The organism is Achromobacter sp. SLBN-14, from assembly GCF_006715415.1.
Lineage (GTDB): Bacteria > Pseudomonadota > Gammaproteobacteria > Burkholderiales > Burkholderiaceae_B > Achromobacter > Achromobacter mucicolens.
The window spans coordinates 4,714,730-4,727,548 of the sequence record NZ_VFNE01000001.1; the positions used below are offsets into that span (position 1 = coordinate 4,714,730).

15 protein-coding genes and 1 pseudogene are annotated in these 12,819 nt (G+C 64.9%); 12 read left to right on the forward strand and 4 right to left on the reverse strand.

What is annotated here, in order from left to right; translation table 11 throughout:
- Positions 1-9: 9 nt before the first annotated feature.
- Positions 10-925: pseudogene (bioD, locus tag FBY20_RS21560) on the reverse strand (dethiobiotin synthase); the annotation flags it as partial.
- A 131-nt stretch (positions 926-1,056) separates the two neighbouring features.
- Between bioD and FBY20_RS21565 the strand changes: the two are divergent.
- The 11 genes from FBY20_RS21565 (at position 1,057) to FBY20_RS21615 (ending at position 9,656) form a co-directional block, all read left to right on the forward strand.
- Positions 1,057-2,034, forward strand: coding sequence for a hypothetical protein (locus FBY20_RS21565; protein ID WP_056323928.1), 978 nt, complete (start codon positions 1,057-1,059; stop codon positions 2,032-2,034).
- Positions 2,031-2,192: a cbb3-type cytochrome oxidase assembly protein CcoS gene (gene ccoS / locus FBY20_RS21570; RefSeq protein ID WP_056323930.1), complete on the forward strand. Its 162-nt coding sequence runs from the start codon at positions 2,031-2,033 to the stop codon at positions 2,190-2,192. Before FBY20_RS21565 ends, ccoS begins: the two co-directional genes overlap by 4 nt.
- Positions 2,193-2,376: 184 nt before the next feature.
- Positions 2,377-3,864 carry a cytochrome-c oxidase, cbb3-type subunit I gene (gene ccoN / locus FBY20_RS21575; protein WP_056323933.1) on the forward strand — a complete coding sequence of 496 codons (1,488 nt, stop codon included), beginning with the start codon at positions 2,377-2,379 and terminating at the stop codon, positions 3,862-3,864.
- Between the two features lie 10 nt (positions 3,865-3,874).
- Positions 3,875-4,603 (forward strand): cytochrome-c oxidase, cbb3-type subunit II, encoded by a 729-nt coding sequence (gene ccoO, locus FBY20_RS21580; RefSeq protein ID WP_056323935.1) that lies wholly within the window; start codon positions 3,875-3,877, stop codon positions 4,601-4,603.
- Between the two features lie 2 nt (positions 4,604-4,605).
- The gene (locus tag FBY20_RS21585) at positions 4,606-4,782 is read left to right on the forward strand and encodes a cytochrome oxidase (protein ID WP_056323938.1); all 177 of its coding nucleotides are present in this window, start codon (positions 4,606-4,608) and stop codon (positions 4,780-4,782) included.
- Complete coding sequence (gene ccoP / locus FBY20_RS21590) at positions 4,779-5,744, forward strand: cytochrome-c oxidase, cbb3-type subunit III (protein WP_056323940.1); 966 nt, start codon at positions 4,779-4,781, stop codon at positions 5,742-5,744. The genes FBY20_RS21585 and ccoP overlap by 4 nt, the downstream gene beginning before the upstream one ends.
- Before the next feature lie 74 nt (positions 5,745-5,818).
- Positions 5,819-7,309 (forward strand): cytochrome c oxidase accessory protein CcoG, encoded by a 1,491-nt coding sequence (ccoG, locus tag FBY20_RS21595; RefSeq protein ID WP_056323943.1) that lies wholly within the window; start codon positions 5,819-5,821, stop codon positions 7,307-7,309.
- A 36-nt stretch (positions 7,310-7,345) separates the two neighbouring features.
- On the forward strand, positions 7,346-7,618 hold the full coding sequence (locus FBY20_RS21600) for a FixH family protein (protein WP_062839085.1): 273 nt from the start codon (positions 7,346-7,348) through the stop codon (positions 7,616-7,618).
- Between the two features lie 16 nt (positions 7,619-7,634).
- On the forward strand, positions 7,635-7,871 hold the full coding sequence (locus FBY20_RS21605) for a hypothetical protein (RefSeq protein WP_056323947.1): 237 nt from the start codon (positions 7,635-7,637) through the stop codon (positions 7,869-7,871).
- A 103-nt stretch (positions 7,872-7,974) separates the two neighbouring features.
- On the forward strand, positions 7,975-8,898 hold the full coding sequence (locus tag FBY20_RS21610) for an ABC transporter ATP-binding protein (protein ID WP_056324626.1): 924 nt from the start codon (positions 7,975-7,977) through the stop codon (positions 8,896-8,898).
- A complete protein-coding gene (locus FBY20_RS21615; RefSeq protein WP_056323950.1) occupies positions 8,895-9,656 on the forward strand; it encodes an ABC transporter permease in 762 nt (253 codons plus the stop codon). The genes FBY20_RS21610 and FBY20_RS21615 overlap by 4 nt, the downstream gene beginning before the upstream one ends.
- Before the next feature lie 119 nt (positions 9,657-9,775).
- Here FBY20_RS21615 and FBY20_RS21620 read toward each other — a convergent pair whose 3' ends face one another.
- Together FBY20_RS21620 and FBY20_RS21625 are read right to left on the reverse strand one after the other, a co-directional pair.
- The gene (locus FBY20_RS21620; protein ID WP_056323953.1) at positions 9,776-10,177 is read right to left on the reverse strand and encodes a DUF4168 domain-containing protein; all 402 of its coding nucleotides are present in this window, start codon (positions 10,175-10,177) and stop codon (positions 9,776-9,778) included.
- A gap of 211 nt (positions 10,178-10,388) precedes the next feature.
- Positions 10,389-11,204: a sulfite exporter TauE/SafE family protein gene (locus FBY20_RS21625; protein WP_142054489.1), complete on the reverse strand. Its 816-nt coding sequence runs from the start codon at positions 11,202-11,204 to the stop codon at positions 10,389-10,391.
- 148 nt (positions 11,205-11,352) lie between these two features.
- Between FBY20_RS21625 and FBY20_RS21630 the strand changes: the two genes are divergently transcribed.
- Positions 11,353-12,150 (forward strand): helix-turn-helix transcriptional regulator, encoded by a 798-nt coding sequence (locus FBY20_RS21630; RefSeq protein WP_062839082.1) that lies wholly within the window; start codon positions 11,353-11,355, stop codon positions 12,148-12,150.
- On the opposite strand, the gene FBY20_RS21635 is transcribed toward FBY20_RS21630, so the two are convergent.
- The gene (locus FBY20_RS21635; RefSeq protein ID WP_056323957.1) at positions 12,147-12,791 is read right to left on the reverse strand and encodes a hemolysin III family protein; all 645 of its coding nucleotides are present in this window, start codon (positions 12,789-12,791) and stop codon (positions 12,147-12,149) included. The genes FBY20_RS21630 and FBY20_RS21635 overlap by 4 nt on opposite strands.
- Positions 12,792-12,819 lie beyond the last annotated feature (28 nt).

Here is a 12,819-nt window from a genome sequence, read left to right on the forward strand (position 1 = left end):
GCGTTCGGCCTAGTCCGCTTCGGTTTCGGCGTCATACAGCGCTGCCAGGCATTCGGCTAGCGGCGCGATGCCCTGGGCCAATGCATCGACGGCCGCGGCATCCACGCGCGGCAGCGGCGGGATCTCCGCCAGCACGCGCACGCCGCCAAAACGCTCGATGGCTTCCCTGTTGCCCGCGGACGGCGGGCCGCTCATGACCACGCCCAGCACCGGGATGCCGCGCCGCTGCAACGCCTTCAGGCTCAGCAAGGTGTGGTTGATGGTGCCCAGTCCGCTGCGCGCCGCCAGCACCACCGGCATGTCCAGTCGCGCGATCAGGTCGATCATCATGTGCGTGTCGTCGATCGGCACATACAGGCCGCCCGCGCCTTCCACAATCAGCGGCGCCCGCGTCGCAGGCGGCACGATGGTGGTGGCGTCGACAATCGTGTCCTCCAGCGTGGCGGCCGCCCACGGCGACAGCGGCGCCTGCAGCACGTAGGCGGGCAGGTGCAGGCGCTCGGGCGGCAACCGCGCCAGGTGGGCGACGGTGTCGGTGTCGCCGGGCTCTTCGGCCACGCCCGTCTGCACCGGCTTCCAGTAATCGGCATTCCAGGCACGGGCCAGGATGGCCGACACCAGGGTTTTGCCGATGCCGGTATCGGTGCCCGTCACAAAAACGCCATTAGGCCGCTGCATGGTCTTTCTCCACGTACTAAACGCCAGGTGATACGTCACCGTGGCGCCTTGTTCGTCAAACGCGGCCAGCACCCGGCACAGTTGCGCCGCGCCCAGCGGCGGGCAGCCAGGCGCGGGGGGGGGGGGGCGCGCCGATGCCCTTCAAGCCGCGCAGGAAATGCAGGCCGTCAGGATGATCTTGTATCAGGCGTTCGCCGCACACGCCACCGGCCATATCGGCCATGGCCGGACGGATGGCGCGGGCGGGGCGGATGGGGGCGGACAGGGGAGAAGGACAGGGGGGACGGACAGGGGGGCGGGCGGTGCGGCGGCAAATCGCCACGACCGCCTTGATTCAGATCAAGGCGGCCAGGGGCGGGCCTGATTACCATCGCCATCATGCGTGCCAAATCCATTTTCGCCGTCCCGGCCAGCCTGCCCGACGCCGACCGCCAGCAACGCCGCCACGCGCTGGTGCGGCTGTCGCTTGCGTGGCTGGCGATGATGCAGGTCATGATGTTCGCGTGGCCCGGCTACCTGCGCCACGAATCCATGCCCGCCGACGCGCTCGAAACCCTGGATTGGGCCATCGTCCTCATGAACTGGGCCAGCTTCGCGCTGACCGTGCCCGTTGTCCTGTATTCGGCATGGCCCATCTGGCGCCATGCCGGCGCCAACCTGCGGCAGGGGCGCGCCGGCATGGACGTGCCGGTGGCGCTTGGCATCGTCGCCGCCTTCATCCCCAGCGTGCACGCCACCTACACCGGCCACGGCGAAGTCTATTTCGACTCGGTCACGATGTTCGTGGCGTTCCTGCTCACCGCGCGCTATCTCGAACTGTGCGCCCGCCAATCGTTCGGCGGCGCGGGTTCCGCCGGCCGCCGCCATGCCCGCGTCGAAGACCAGCGTCTGCAATTGGGCGCGCGCGCCGACCGCGTGGCGTCCCGGTTCGTCCTGGCGCAGGTGGCGCTGGCGCTGGCCGCCGCCGCCGGCTGGGCCTACATCGATCCCGCCCACAGCATTCCCGTCATGGTGGCGCTGCTGGTCATGAGCTGCCCGTGCGCCATGTCCATGGCCGTGCCCACCGCCATGGCGTCCGCGCACAGCGCGCTGGCGGCGCACCCCGACATGCCCGAGTCCGCGCTGGACGCGCTGCTTGCCGAGGCGCGGCGCAAGGCGCGGCAGAACCTTTACGGCTCGCTCGTCTGGCACCTCCTGATGACGCCGCTGGCGCTGGTCGGCTGGGTCACGCCCTGGCTGGCTGCCATCACCATGCTGCTGTCGTCGCTGGCGGTGGCCTACAACTCGTGGCGCTTGTGCCGCCGCGACTGGTCGGGCGCCGCGGCGGCCGGCAGCGCGCTGGGGGCGGCATCATGACCATCCTCTACCTTCTGCTGCCGCTCTCGCTGCTCTTTGTCCTGGCCATCGGCGTATCGCTGTGGTGGGCCGTTTTCAACGGCCAGTACGACGACACCGACAACGCCGGCACGGCCATCCTGCGCGACGACGACAGCGGCGCCGCCAGCCGTCGCTGACGGTCGCGCGCCCCTCGCCGCGGCCGCCGGCCAGGTCTTTTCACGGCCAGATACCCCTAAGAGCGTTGCGGTTATGCAGCGATGTCCAAGGCGTCGCACCCCGGTTGATCCAAATCAACGCCGACTCCTGTGACTAGTCCCATCATCGAAGCCTGGAAGTTCTTGTTACTTTAGGGGATGGGTGATGAACGATTGCCCCGCAATCGCAAGCAAGTCCGATACCTTCAACTACAAGGTCGTGAGGCAGTTCGCCATCATGACCGTGGTCTGGGGCATTGTCGGCATGGCTGTCGGTGTGTTTCTTGCCGCGCAGCTAATTTGGCCTCAGTTGAATTTCGACACCGCATGGCTCAGCTACGGCCGCCTGCGCCCGCTGCACACCAACGCCGTGATCTTCGCCTTCGGCGGCAGCGCTCTTTTCGCGACGTCCTACTACGTCGTGCAGCGCACCTGTCAGGCGCGCCTGTTCTGCGACAAACTCGCCGCCTTCACGTTCTGGGGCTGGCAGGTCGTCATCGTCGCGGCCGCGATCACCTTGCCCATGGGTTTTACCAGCAGCAAGGAATACGCCGAACTCGAATGGCCCATCGACATCCTGATCACGCTGGTCTGGGTCGCCTACGCCATCGTGTTCTTCGGCACCATCATCAAGCGCCGGTCCAAGCACATCTACGTGGCCAACTGGTTCTTCGGCTCGTACATCCTCACCATCGCCATCCTGCACATCTTCAACAACATTGAAATGCCGGTGTCGATGTGGAAGTCCTACTCCGCCTACGCGGGCGTGCAGGACGCCATGGTGCAGTGGTGGTACGGCCATAACGCGGTGGGCTTCTTCCTGACCACCAGCTTCCTGGGCATGATGTATTACTTCGTGCCCAAGCAGGCCGGCCGTCCCATCTACTCGTATCGCCTGTCCATCGTCCACTTCTGGGCGCTGGCCTTCACGTACATGTGGGCGGGCCCGCACCACCTGCTGTACACGTCGCTGCCCGACTGGACCCAGTCGCTGGGCATGACCTTCTCGCTGATCCTGCTGGCGCCTTCCTGGGGCGGCATGATCAACGGCATCATGACCCTGCAGGGCGCCTGGTACAAGCTGCGCACCGATCCGATCCTGAAATTCATGGTCACCGCGCTGTCGTTCTACGGCATGTCCACGTTCGAAGGCTCGATGATGTCGATCCGCACCGTGAACGCGCTGTCGCACTACACGGACTGGACCATCGGCCACGTGCACTCCGGCGCGCTGGGCTGGGTCGCCATGATTTCGTTCGGCTCGCTTTACTACCTGATCCCGCGCCTGTACGGCCGCGAAAAGATGTACAGCGTCAAGGCCATCGAACTGCACTTCTGGATCGCGACCATCGGCGTGGTGCTGTACATCGCCGCCATGTGGATCGCTGGCGTGCAGCAAGGCCTGATGTGGCGCGACACGGCGCCGGACGGCACCCTGGTCTACAGCTTCGTCGAAGAACTGAAGACGCGCGTTCCGTACTACCTGATCCGTTTGCTGGGTGGAACCCTGTTCTTGTGCGGTGTGTTCGTCATGGCCTGGAACGTATGGAAGACGGTGAGCGGCGCCACGGCGGTCAATCCCGCCATTCCGCAAGACGATCCCCATGCCGCCCGTCCGACGGTCCCCGCGACCGCCGTGCCGGCCACTGTTTGACGAGGACATCATGGCCAACAAGAATCACGGCTTCTTTTCTCACCAGACCCTCGAGAAGAACATCGGCTGGATGATCATCGCCAGCATCCTGGTGGTCTCCTTCGCAGGGCTGGTCCAGATCATCCCGCTGTTCTTCCAGCACAGCACCACCCAGCCCGTGGCGGGCGTCGAACCCTACAGCCCGCTGCGGCTGATGGGCCGCGACGTCTACATCCGCGAAGGCTGCGTCGGCTGCCACTCGCAGCAGGTCCGCGTGCTCGCCGCCGAGGTCCAGCGCTACGGGTCGTACTCCGTGGCGGCTGAATCGGTCTTTGACCACCCCTTCCTGTGGGGCTCCAAGCGTACCGGCCCCGACCTGGCGCGCGTGGGCGAGCGTTATTCCGACGACTGGCACCGCATCCACCTGCGCGATCCGCGCAAGGTGGTGCCGGAATCCAACATGCCCGCCTATCCGTGGCTTGAAAAGACGGTCATCACCGGCCAGAACGTCGATCAGCGCATGCGTGCCCTGCGCGCTTTGGGCGTGCCCTACACCGACGAAGAAATCGCCGCCGCGCCGAAGGCCATCGAAGGCAAGACCGAAGAAGACGCGCTCGTGGCTTACCTGCAAGGGCTGGGCGTGGGCGTGCGCAAGGCGCAGCTGGCCAAGCAGGCTGAAGAGGCCAAGAAGGCCGAAGAAGCCAAGAAGTCCCAGCAGTCCTCGGCGCAGCCGGCCGCTCAAGCGGCCTCGGGAGGCTGATCATGGTCGGCTATATCAGCGCAATCGTCACCGCCATCTCGATGGCGACCTTTTTCGGCATCGTCTGGTGGGCCTGCTCGCGCGGCCGCCAGAGCGCCAACCGCGAATCGGCCATGCTGCCGTTCGCACTGCCCGATGAATTCGGGCAGGCACAACAAGATGGAGCGAATCGGTCATGAGCGATTTCGTCAATGGCTTCTGGGGGTATTTCATCTCGATCGTCGCCGTGGGCGGGGTGGTGTGGTGCGTGTGGCTGCTGTACACGCAACGCCGCTGGCTCAGCGCCAAGCCGGCCAGTGGCCAGGTCGAGGACACCGGCCACGTCTGGGACGGCGATCTGACCGAGCTCAACAACCCGGTCCCCACCTGGTGGACGTGGATGTATCTGCTGGCCTGCGCCTTTGCGCTGGGTTACCTGTTCCTGATGCCGGGGCTGGGCGAGTACAAGGGCAAGCTGGGATACAGCAGCGCCGACGAAGTGGCGCAGCAGCAGGCCAAGATGGCCGAGGCCGTGCGTCCCATCTACGCGCGCTTCGAAACCATGACCGTGCCGCAGATCGCACAGGATCCGGGCGCCCGCGAAATCGGCCAGCGCCTTTTCCTGAACACCTGCGCGCAGTGCCACGGTTCCGACGCCAAGGGCGCGCCCAGCTTCCCCAACCTGACCGACGGCGACTGGCTGCACGGCGGCTCGCCCGAAGCCATCATGCAAACCATCAAGCAAGGCCGCCACGGCATCATGCCGCCCTGGAAGGACTCGATCGATCCCAAGATGGCCGGCGACATCGCGCAGTACGTGCGTTCGCTGTCGGGCCTGACCGCCGATCCGGTCCGCGTGTTCCGCGGCAAGCGCGAGTTCGCCAACTTCTGCGTCGCCTGTCACGGTGTCGATGGCAAGGGCAACCAGCTCGTCGGCGCGCCGAACCTGACCGACGACGTCTGGCTCTACGGCAGCTCGGAAGCCAGCATCGTCAAGACCATTCTTGAAGGCCGCGACAACCGCATGCCGGCACACGAACACATCCTGAGCCCCGAGCAGATCAAGATCCTGACTGCCTGGGTCTGGGGTCTGTCGAACAAGCCCGACGCGCAGAAGCAGGCCGCTGCATCGCCCGCCGAGTCCGGCGCGGCCAAGCAGTGAACCGGCAGCACGTAAATGGAAGGCCGCGCAGCGGCCTTCCATATCACTAAGCACTAACCAGCACGGAGCAGCAAATGGAAGATGGGTCAACCGCAAGCGTCAGCAGTTCGCCTGGCGGTGACCCGCCGCCTTGGCGGCCGCATACACGGCCGCCGCGTCCTGGCCAGGAAACCCTGGAACAGACGCTGGCGGGGGTGCGAAGCAAGATCTACCCGCGGTCCGTCAGCGGCATATTTGCCCGCTGGCGCATCGCGTTCGTCTTCATCACGCAGATCATCTTCTACGGTTTGCCCTGGCTGCAATGGAACGGGCGACAGGCCGTGCTGTTCGACCTGGGCGCGCGCAAGTTCTATTTGTTCGGACTGGTGCTCTGGCCGCAGGACGTCGTCTATCTTGCCGTGCTGCTCGTCATCTCGGCATTGGCGCTGTTTCTTTTCACGGCGGTGGCCGGGCGCCTGTTCTGCGGCTACGCCTGTCCGCAAACCGTCTACACCGAAATCTTCATGTGGATCGAGCGCAAGGTCGAAGGCGACCGCATTGCGCGCATCCGCCTGGACGAATCGCCCTGGTCCTGGCGCAAGTTCCGCCTGAAATTCACCAAGCACTTCCTGTGGATCGCGCTGGCGTGGTGGACGGGATCCACATTCATCGGCTACTTCGCGCCCATCCGCGAACTCGGCCACGAACTCTTCGCGCTCCAGCTCGGGCCGTGGCAATGGTTCTGGATGCTGTTCTACGGCTTTGCCACCTGGGGCAATGCCGGCTTCATGCGCGAATCGGTGTGCAAGTACATGTGCCCGTACGCTCGCTTCCAGAGCGTGATGGTCGATCCGGACACGTTCGTCGTCACGTACGACAAGCGCCGGGGCGACCCGCGTGGCGGCCGCTCGCGCAAGGTCGACCACAAGGCGCAAGGGCTGGGCGACTGTGTCGACTGCAGTCTCTGCGTGCAGGTCTGTCCGACGGGCATCGACATCCGTGACGGCCTGCAATACATGTGCATCGGCTGCGGCGCGTGCATCGACGCCTGTGAGCAGGTGATGGACAAGATGCAGTACGAACCCGGTCTCATCCGCTACACGTCCGAGCGCGCCATGCTGGACGGCCTGTCCACCAAGAGCGCGCGGTCGCATCTGCTGCGGCCTCGCGTGCTGATCTACGGCACGTTGATCCTGATTCTGGCGGTGGCCTTCGTGGCCTCGCTGGTGGTCCGCAACCCGTTACGCGTCGACGTCATCCGAGACCGCGGCGTGCTGGGCCGCGAGGTGGCGGGCGGCATGATCGAAAACGTTTACCGCCTGCAGATCATCAACACCTCGGACGCGCCAATGCGCCTGCGCCTGACTGCCGAAGGCATGCCCGATCTGGCGGTGATGGCCGGCCAGCAGGGATCGGACGTGGTCGAGGTCGAGCCGGCCGCCAACAAGCTGGTGCCGATGGTCATCCGCGCCCCGGCGGGCGCGACGCCCGGCGCGCATGCCATCACGCTGCGCGCCAAGGGGCAGGACGGCGAGAACCGCCAGGTCGAAACCGACGAAGCCGCCAGTTTCTACGTGCCCGAGTAGGGCTGACACCCGCCCTGGGCACTACAAGGACATTTCATGAACGCTGCACACATCACCCTCGAATCCGCCGACCCGGCGCATCCCGTCAAGCCCTGGTACCGCGAGCCCTGGCCGTGGATCCTGATGGCGGGTCCGTTTGCCGCCATGATAGGCTGCTTCATCACGATCTACTTTGCGATGACCCAGTTTGCCAGCCAGCCCATCCAGGAGGGCGTGGTCAAGCGGGGGCTGGTCATCGAACAGACCGCGCCTGCTGCGGCCGGGACGCAGTCGCCGGCGGCTGCCAGCCCGGCAGCCGCCAAACCTTGATCGGGGGAGTGCACGCATGGGATTGCGATCGCTGATGTGGATCCTGTGGCCATCGTTTTTGGCCGCCGCAGCGGGAAGCGCGCTGATCTTCGCCCTGATCGACCCGCTGGACGTGACCATTTTTGGATACGTTCCCACGGGCCGCATGGGCTTTTACACCGTGTCGTTTTTCGTCCTGTGGGTGATGGCCGGCTTTTCCAGCGCGCTGACGGCCTACCTGATGCCCAAGGTGGAAGAGGACGAAGACTTCTAAGGCCAGTGTTTCCAAAAATCAAACACACCGTTCCGCCTGGCGGAACAAGCAGGGTCTGCGCGGCGGGTAAAATCCTCCGGCTATGGTCAAGTTGGGGGCTCGCGTGCAGCCAGTCATTTCAGTACAAGGCTTATCCAAGCAATATGCGTCCGGATTCCAGGCGCTCAAGAACGTCAACCTGGACATCCAGCGCGGCGAGATTTTTGCGTTGCTCGGACCGAACGGCGCGGGCAAGACCACGCTGATCAGCATCATCTGCGGCATCGTGAATCCCACCCAGGGCAAGGTGCTGGCCGACGGTCACGATATCGTGACGGACTTTCGCGCCGCGCGGTCCAAGATCGGATTGGTGCCGCAGGAGATCTCCACCGACGCCTTTGAAAGCGTGTGGAACACCGTCACCTTCAGCCGCGGGCTGTTCGGCAAGCCGGCGGATCCCGCCTATATTGAAAAGGTCCTGCGCGAGCTGTCGCTGTGGGACAAGAAAGACAGCCGCATCATGGCGCTGTCCGGCGGCATGAAGCGCCGTGTCATGATCGCCAAGGCGCTGTCGCACGAACCGGCCATCCTGTTCCTGGACGAGCCCACCGCGGGCGTCGACGTCGAATTGCGGCGCGGCATGTGGGAAATGGTGCGTCGGCTGCGCGAAAGCGGCGTCACCATCATCCTCACCACGCACTACATCGAAGAAGCCCAGGAAATGGCGGACCGCATCGGCGTCATCCGCAAGGGCGAGATCATCCTGGTCGAGGAAAAGAACGCGCTCATGGCCAAGCTGGGCAAGCGCCAGCTTGCGCTGACGTTGAAAGCGCCGCTGCCGGGCATTCCCACGGCGCTGGACGCCTACCAGCTCGAACTGTCTGCGGACGGCTACAAGCTGGTCTATACCTATGACAACGAACGGGGCGGCGACATCTCGCGTCTGCTGCAGGACCTGAGCCGCCTGCAGATCGAATTTGCGGACCTGAATACCTCGGAAAGCTCGCTCGAGGACATCTTTGTCAGCCTGGTGCACGGTCAATCATGAACTTCTACGCCATACGCGCCATCTACCTCTTCGAAATGGCCCGCGCCTGGCGCACGCTGATGCAAAGCGTGCTGTCACCGGTGATTTCGACCTCGCTTTATTTTGTCGTGTTCGGCTCGGCCATCGGATCGCACATGGTCGAAATCGACGGTGTGAGCTACGGCGCGTTCATCGTGCCCGGCATGATCATGCTGTCGCTGCTGACGCAAAGCGTCGCCAACGCCTCGTTCGGCATCTACATGCCGCGATTCTCCGGCACGATCTACGAGATCCATTCGGCGCCGATTTCCTACGTGGAGATCCTGATGGGCTACGTGGGAGCGGCCGCCAGCAAATCCATCATCCTGGGCCTCATCATGCTGGCCACCGCGCGTCTGTTCGTGACGTTCGACGTGGCGCACCCGTTCTGGATGCTGTCCTTCCTGGTGTTGACCGCGGTGACGTTCAGCCTGTTCGGCTTCATCATCGGCATCTGGGCCGACGGCTTTGAAAAGCTGCAGATCATTCCGCTGATGATCATCACGCCCCTGACGTTCCTAGGCGGCACGTTCTATTCCATCAACATGCTGCCGCCGTTCTGGCAGACCGTCACGCTGTTCAATCCCGTGGTCTACCTGGTCAGCGGTTTCCGCTGGGCGTTTTTCGGGGTGTCGGACGTCAGTATCGAAATCAGCGTGGGCATGACACTGGTCTTCCTGGTGGCGTGCCTGATCGGCGTGCGTTGGATCTTCAAGACGGGTTATCGCCTGAAGACCTGACAGGTCCAATGAACAAGGCGCCGCAGCCCCAGCAGGGCTCGCGGCGCCGAGTCATCGAATTAGCCGCGTCGTACGCGAGCGGAATTCGATGTGGTGTCCGTTTGGGTTGCCGTTGCAGGTCAGCGCTGCGCCGGCGCCATCTTCATCAGACGGTCGCGAAGCTGGGGATCTTGCTGCACGGCTTGGCCGATACCGTTGAATTCCTCGACCGACAGCCCATCGGCGCGGACGAGTTTGACCATCTTGGCGTCGGCTTCCTGAACGACCTTCTGCTTGGCCTCATCGGTCTTGGCGGCGTCGACCTTGGGACGGTATTCGTCAACGACGCCCGAAATCTTCTGCGAAGCCGAAGCGAACTTCTGCAATTGTTGATCCGTCGGTTTCTGGATGGCGGGAGCCATGCCGGGCTGGGCCTGCGTCTGCGCCGGGGCCTGCGCGCTTTGTTGAGCCAGGGCGGGTGCACCGGACAGCGCCGTCGTCAGCACGGCGGCGGATAGGAATGCAAAAGTGGAACGCTGCATGAAAACTCCTTGTTCCGGTTGAAAGTCCGACCATGATGACGATCTGGGGGGGCGGCGGACAAGTTTCGCGATGTGTTTTCCTGTTTCGGCAGGCCACGAGACGACCGCGCCTGGGCGGGGGGGCGCCCCGGGAGCGCACCCGAAACGTTTTGCGCGGTTTCGTAGTCGCTGCTGGCCGCGATGTTTCCTTAGGTTTGCCGAAAATCGAGGGTTAGAGCGCGATCATGCTCAACATGACGAGAATCAGCAGCAGCACGTAGACGCGGGCATGCACACGGTCGGGGATGCGCGGGATCAGCGGGGCCGCAAGGTGAATCCCGGCCAGCGACCCCAACGCAAGCACCGCGAAGGCCAATATGTCCACATATCCCACAATCCACGGCGCCAGCGCCTGGGGCAGGTCGCGCGCGGCGGCCAGGTAGGCCAGCGTGCCCGCCAGCGCGACCGGCAGCGATAGCGGATTGGCCATGGCGGCGGCCTTGGCCATGGGCAGACCCCGCCGGCGCAGCAGCGGCACGGTCATGACGCTGCCTCCCACCCCAAGAAACGCGGCAATCATTCCGATGACGACGCCGCCGCCCATCGCGGTAACGCGGTCCAGCCTGCGCGGCCCCGCGCCGTCGCGTCCAGACATGAAGCCCCGGCGCAGCACGCAATCCACGACAGTCGCCGCCAGATAGACAATGAAAGCGTGACGCACGAAGTCGCCGCCGGCGTGCATGGCGGCAAGCGCGCCCAGCAGTGCGCCCGCCGCGATATACCCGGCCAGCGGCCAGACGTATTCGCCGATAAGATTGCCGGCGCGCCAATGCTTGCGCGTGGCCGAGACTGAGTTGACGATCATCACGCACGTGGAAGTGGCCACGGCGATGTGCATCGCCGATTGGCGCATCGCGTCGTCCGCGCCATGCAGCGACGTCAACACGCCATACAGGGCCGGCACCACCACGAAACCGCCGCCAAAGCCGAACAGCACCGTCGTGACGCCGCTCAGAACGCCAACCAGCGCCAACACCAGATAGATCATGTCGTTGCCCAATCAGGAAAAGCGCCACGATAGGACGCCAGCGGTTGGCCCGCTTTCGAGGGTGGGACAATGATGTTTTCGTTTCGGCCAACGCCTTGCGCCGTGGACGCGTCACATCCAGGCTGGCGCCTCGCTCCCGGCAGATCCCATGCGCAATACCCATATCGACCGCTACGACAACCTTGACCGCCCGGTGGTGGCCATCGGCAACGACTATCCGCCCGGCGGTCTGCTGCCGGCGCACGCGCATCGGCGCGCGCAGTTGCTATACGGGGCGACGGGCGTCATGCACGTCGTGACGCGTGACGGCAATTGGGTGGTGCCGCCGCAACGCGCCGTCTGGATTCCGGCGGGTGTGACGCATCAGGTCCGCATGCTGGGCGTCAGCACGCGCAGCGCGTACATCGAGCCGGGCGCGGCGCGCGCGGACCGCGCTATCTGCGAGGTGATTGAAGTGTCCGCGCTGATGCGCGAGTTGTTGCTGGAGGCGGTGGACATGCCCGCCGCCTATGATCCGCGCGGCCGGGATGGGGCACTGGCTGCCTTGCTGCTGCACGAGATCGAGCGCGCGGCGGTTCTGCCCCTGCATATTCCGCTGCCGCGCGACAGGCGTCTGGCGCCGCTATGCCGCGCGTTCATCGCCGCGCCGGATGCGCGGATGCCGCCGCAGGCATGGGCCGACCGGCTGCACGTAAGCCTGCGCACCTTCAGCCGGGTTTTCAGGCAGCACACGGGCATGTCGTATCTGGCCTGGCGGCAGCGCGCTTGTGTGGTGCTGGCGCTGGCGCGCCTGGCCGAGGGCGACCCCGTCACGGCCATTGCGCTGGATTTCGGGTATCAAAGCCCTGCGGCGTTTTCAACGATGTTCCGTCGCGTGCTGGGCCATCCGCCGACGGCGTATTTGCGGCAGGCGCCTGCGGCTGGCCGGGCGCCGTTGCGGCGTTAGGCGGCGTACCAGAACACGGCAAAGAAGTGGCAGACGGTGCCTGCCAGCACGAACAGATGCCAGATGAAATGGCTGTAGCGCCAGCGGTTGTCGAAGACGAAAAACACCACGCCGCCGGTGTACGCCAGCCCGCCCGCCACGAGCCACCACAGTCCGCCGGCCGGCACCAGTTCAAGCAGCGGTTTGACCGCGATGACGACGATCCAGCCCATTGCCAGGTACAGTCCGGTGGACAGAGCGGGCCGGTTGAGCCGCTTGCTCGCCTTCAGGCCCACGCCCAGCAGCGCCAGGCTCCAGACGAGTCCAAAGAGGGTCCAGCCCCATGGTCCGCGCAGCGCGCCCAGCGCGAACGGCGTGTAGGTGCCGGCGATCAGCAGGTAGATGGCCGAATGGTCCAGTACGTTGAAGATCTGCTTGGCGCGGCAGCGTGGCAGCGCGTGATAGATGGTGGACGCGAGGTACAGCAGGCACATCGAGGCCGCGAACACGGCGGCGCCGGCAATGAAGGCGGCATCGCCCTGACGCACTGCGGCGGCGATCAGGAGCGGTGCGCCAGCCAGCGCGCCGGCGGCGCCAAGTCCGTGGCTGATGCTGTTGGCGATTTCTTCGCCCAGGGTCTGGGGTCGGTCGTTGGGAAACATGGGGGACCTGTTTGTGACAAGTTGCCCA

What these genes read in the sequence shown, in the direction of transcription:
- FBY20_RS21605 (WP_056323947.1), top strand. Translation starts at nt 7,635, where the DNA reads ATGGGATTGCGATCGCTGATGTGGATCCTGTGGCCATCGTTTTTGGCC.
- ccoO (WP_056323935.1), top strand. Translation starts at nt 3,875, where the DNA reads ATGGCCAACAAGAATCACGGCTTCTTTTCTCACCAGACCCTCGAGAAG.
- FBY20_RS21620 (WP_056323953.1), bottom strand. Translation starts at nt 10,177, where the DNA reads ATGCAGCGTTCCACTTTTGCATTCCTATCCGCCGCCGTGCTGACGACG.
- FBY20_RS21635 (WP_056323957.1), bottom strand. Translation starts at nt 12,791, where the DNA reads ATGTTTCCCAACGACCGACCCCAGACCCTGGGCGAAGAAATCGCCAAC.
- ccoS (WP_056323930.1), top strand. Translation starts at nt 2,031, where the DNA reads ATGACCATCCTCTACCTTCTGCTGCCGCTCTCGCTGCTCTTTGTCCTG.
- FBY20_RS21585 (WP_056323938.1), top strand. Translation starts at nt 4,606, where the DNA reads ATGGTCGGCTATATCAGCGCAATCGTCACCGCCATCTCGATGGCGACC.
- FBY20_RS21630 (WP_062839082.1), top strand. Translation starts at nt 11,353, where the DNA reads ATGCGCAATACCCATATCGACCGCTACGACAACCTTGACCGCCCGGTG.
- ccoG (WP_056323943.1), top strand. Translation starts at nt 5,819, where the DNA reads ATGGAAGATGGGTCAACCGCAAGCGTCAGCAGTTCGCCTGGCGGTGAC.
- FBY20_RS21600 (WP_062839085.1), top strand. Translation starts at nt 7,346, where the DNA reads ATGAACGCTGCACACATCACCCTCGAATCCGCCGACCCGGCGCATCCC.
- FBY20_RS21625 (WP_142054489.1), bottom strand. Translation starts at nt 11,204, where the DNA reads ATGATCTATCTGGTGTTGGCGCTGGTTGGCGTTCTGAGCGGCGTCACG.
- ccoN (WP_056323933.1), top strand. Translation starts at nt 2,377, where the DNA reads ATGAACGATTGCCCCGCAATCGCAAGCAAGTCCGATACCTTCAACTAC.
- FBY20_RS21565 (WP_056323928.1), top strand. Translation starts at nt 1,057, where the DNA reads ATGCGTGCCAAATCCATTTTCGCCGTCCCGGCCAGCCTGCCCGACGCC.
- FBY20_RS21615 (WP_056323950.1), top strand. Translation starts at nt 8,895, where the DNA reads ATGAACTTCTACGCCATACGCGCCATCTACCTCTTCGAAATGGCCCGC.
- ccoP (WP_056323940.1), top strand. Translation starts at nt 4,779, where the DNA reads ATGAGCGATTTCGTCAATGGCTTCTGGGGGTATTTCATCTCGATCGTC.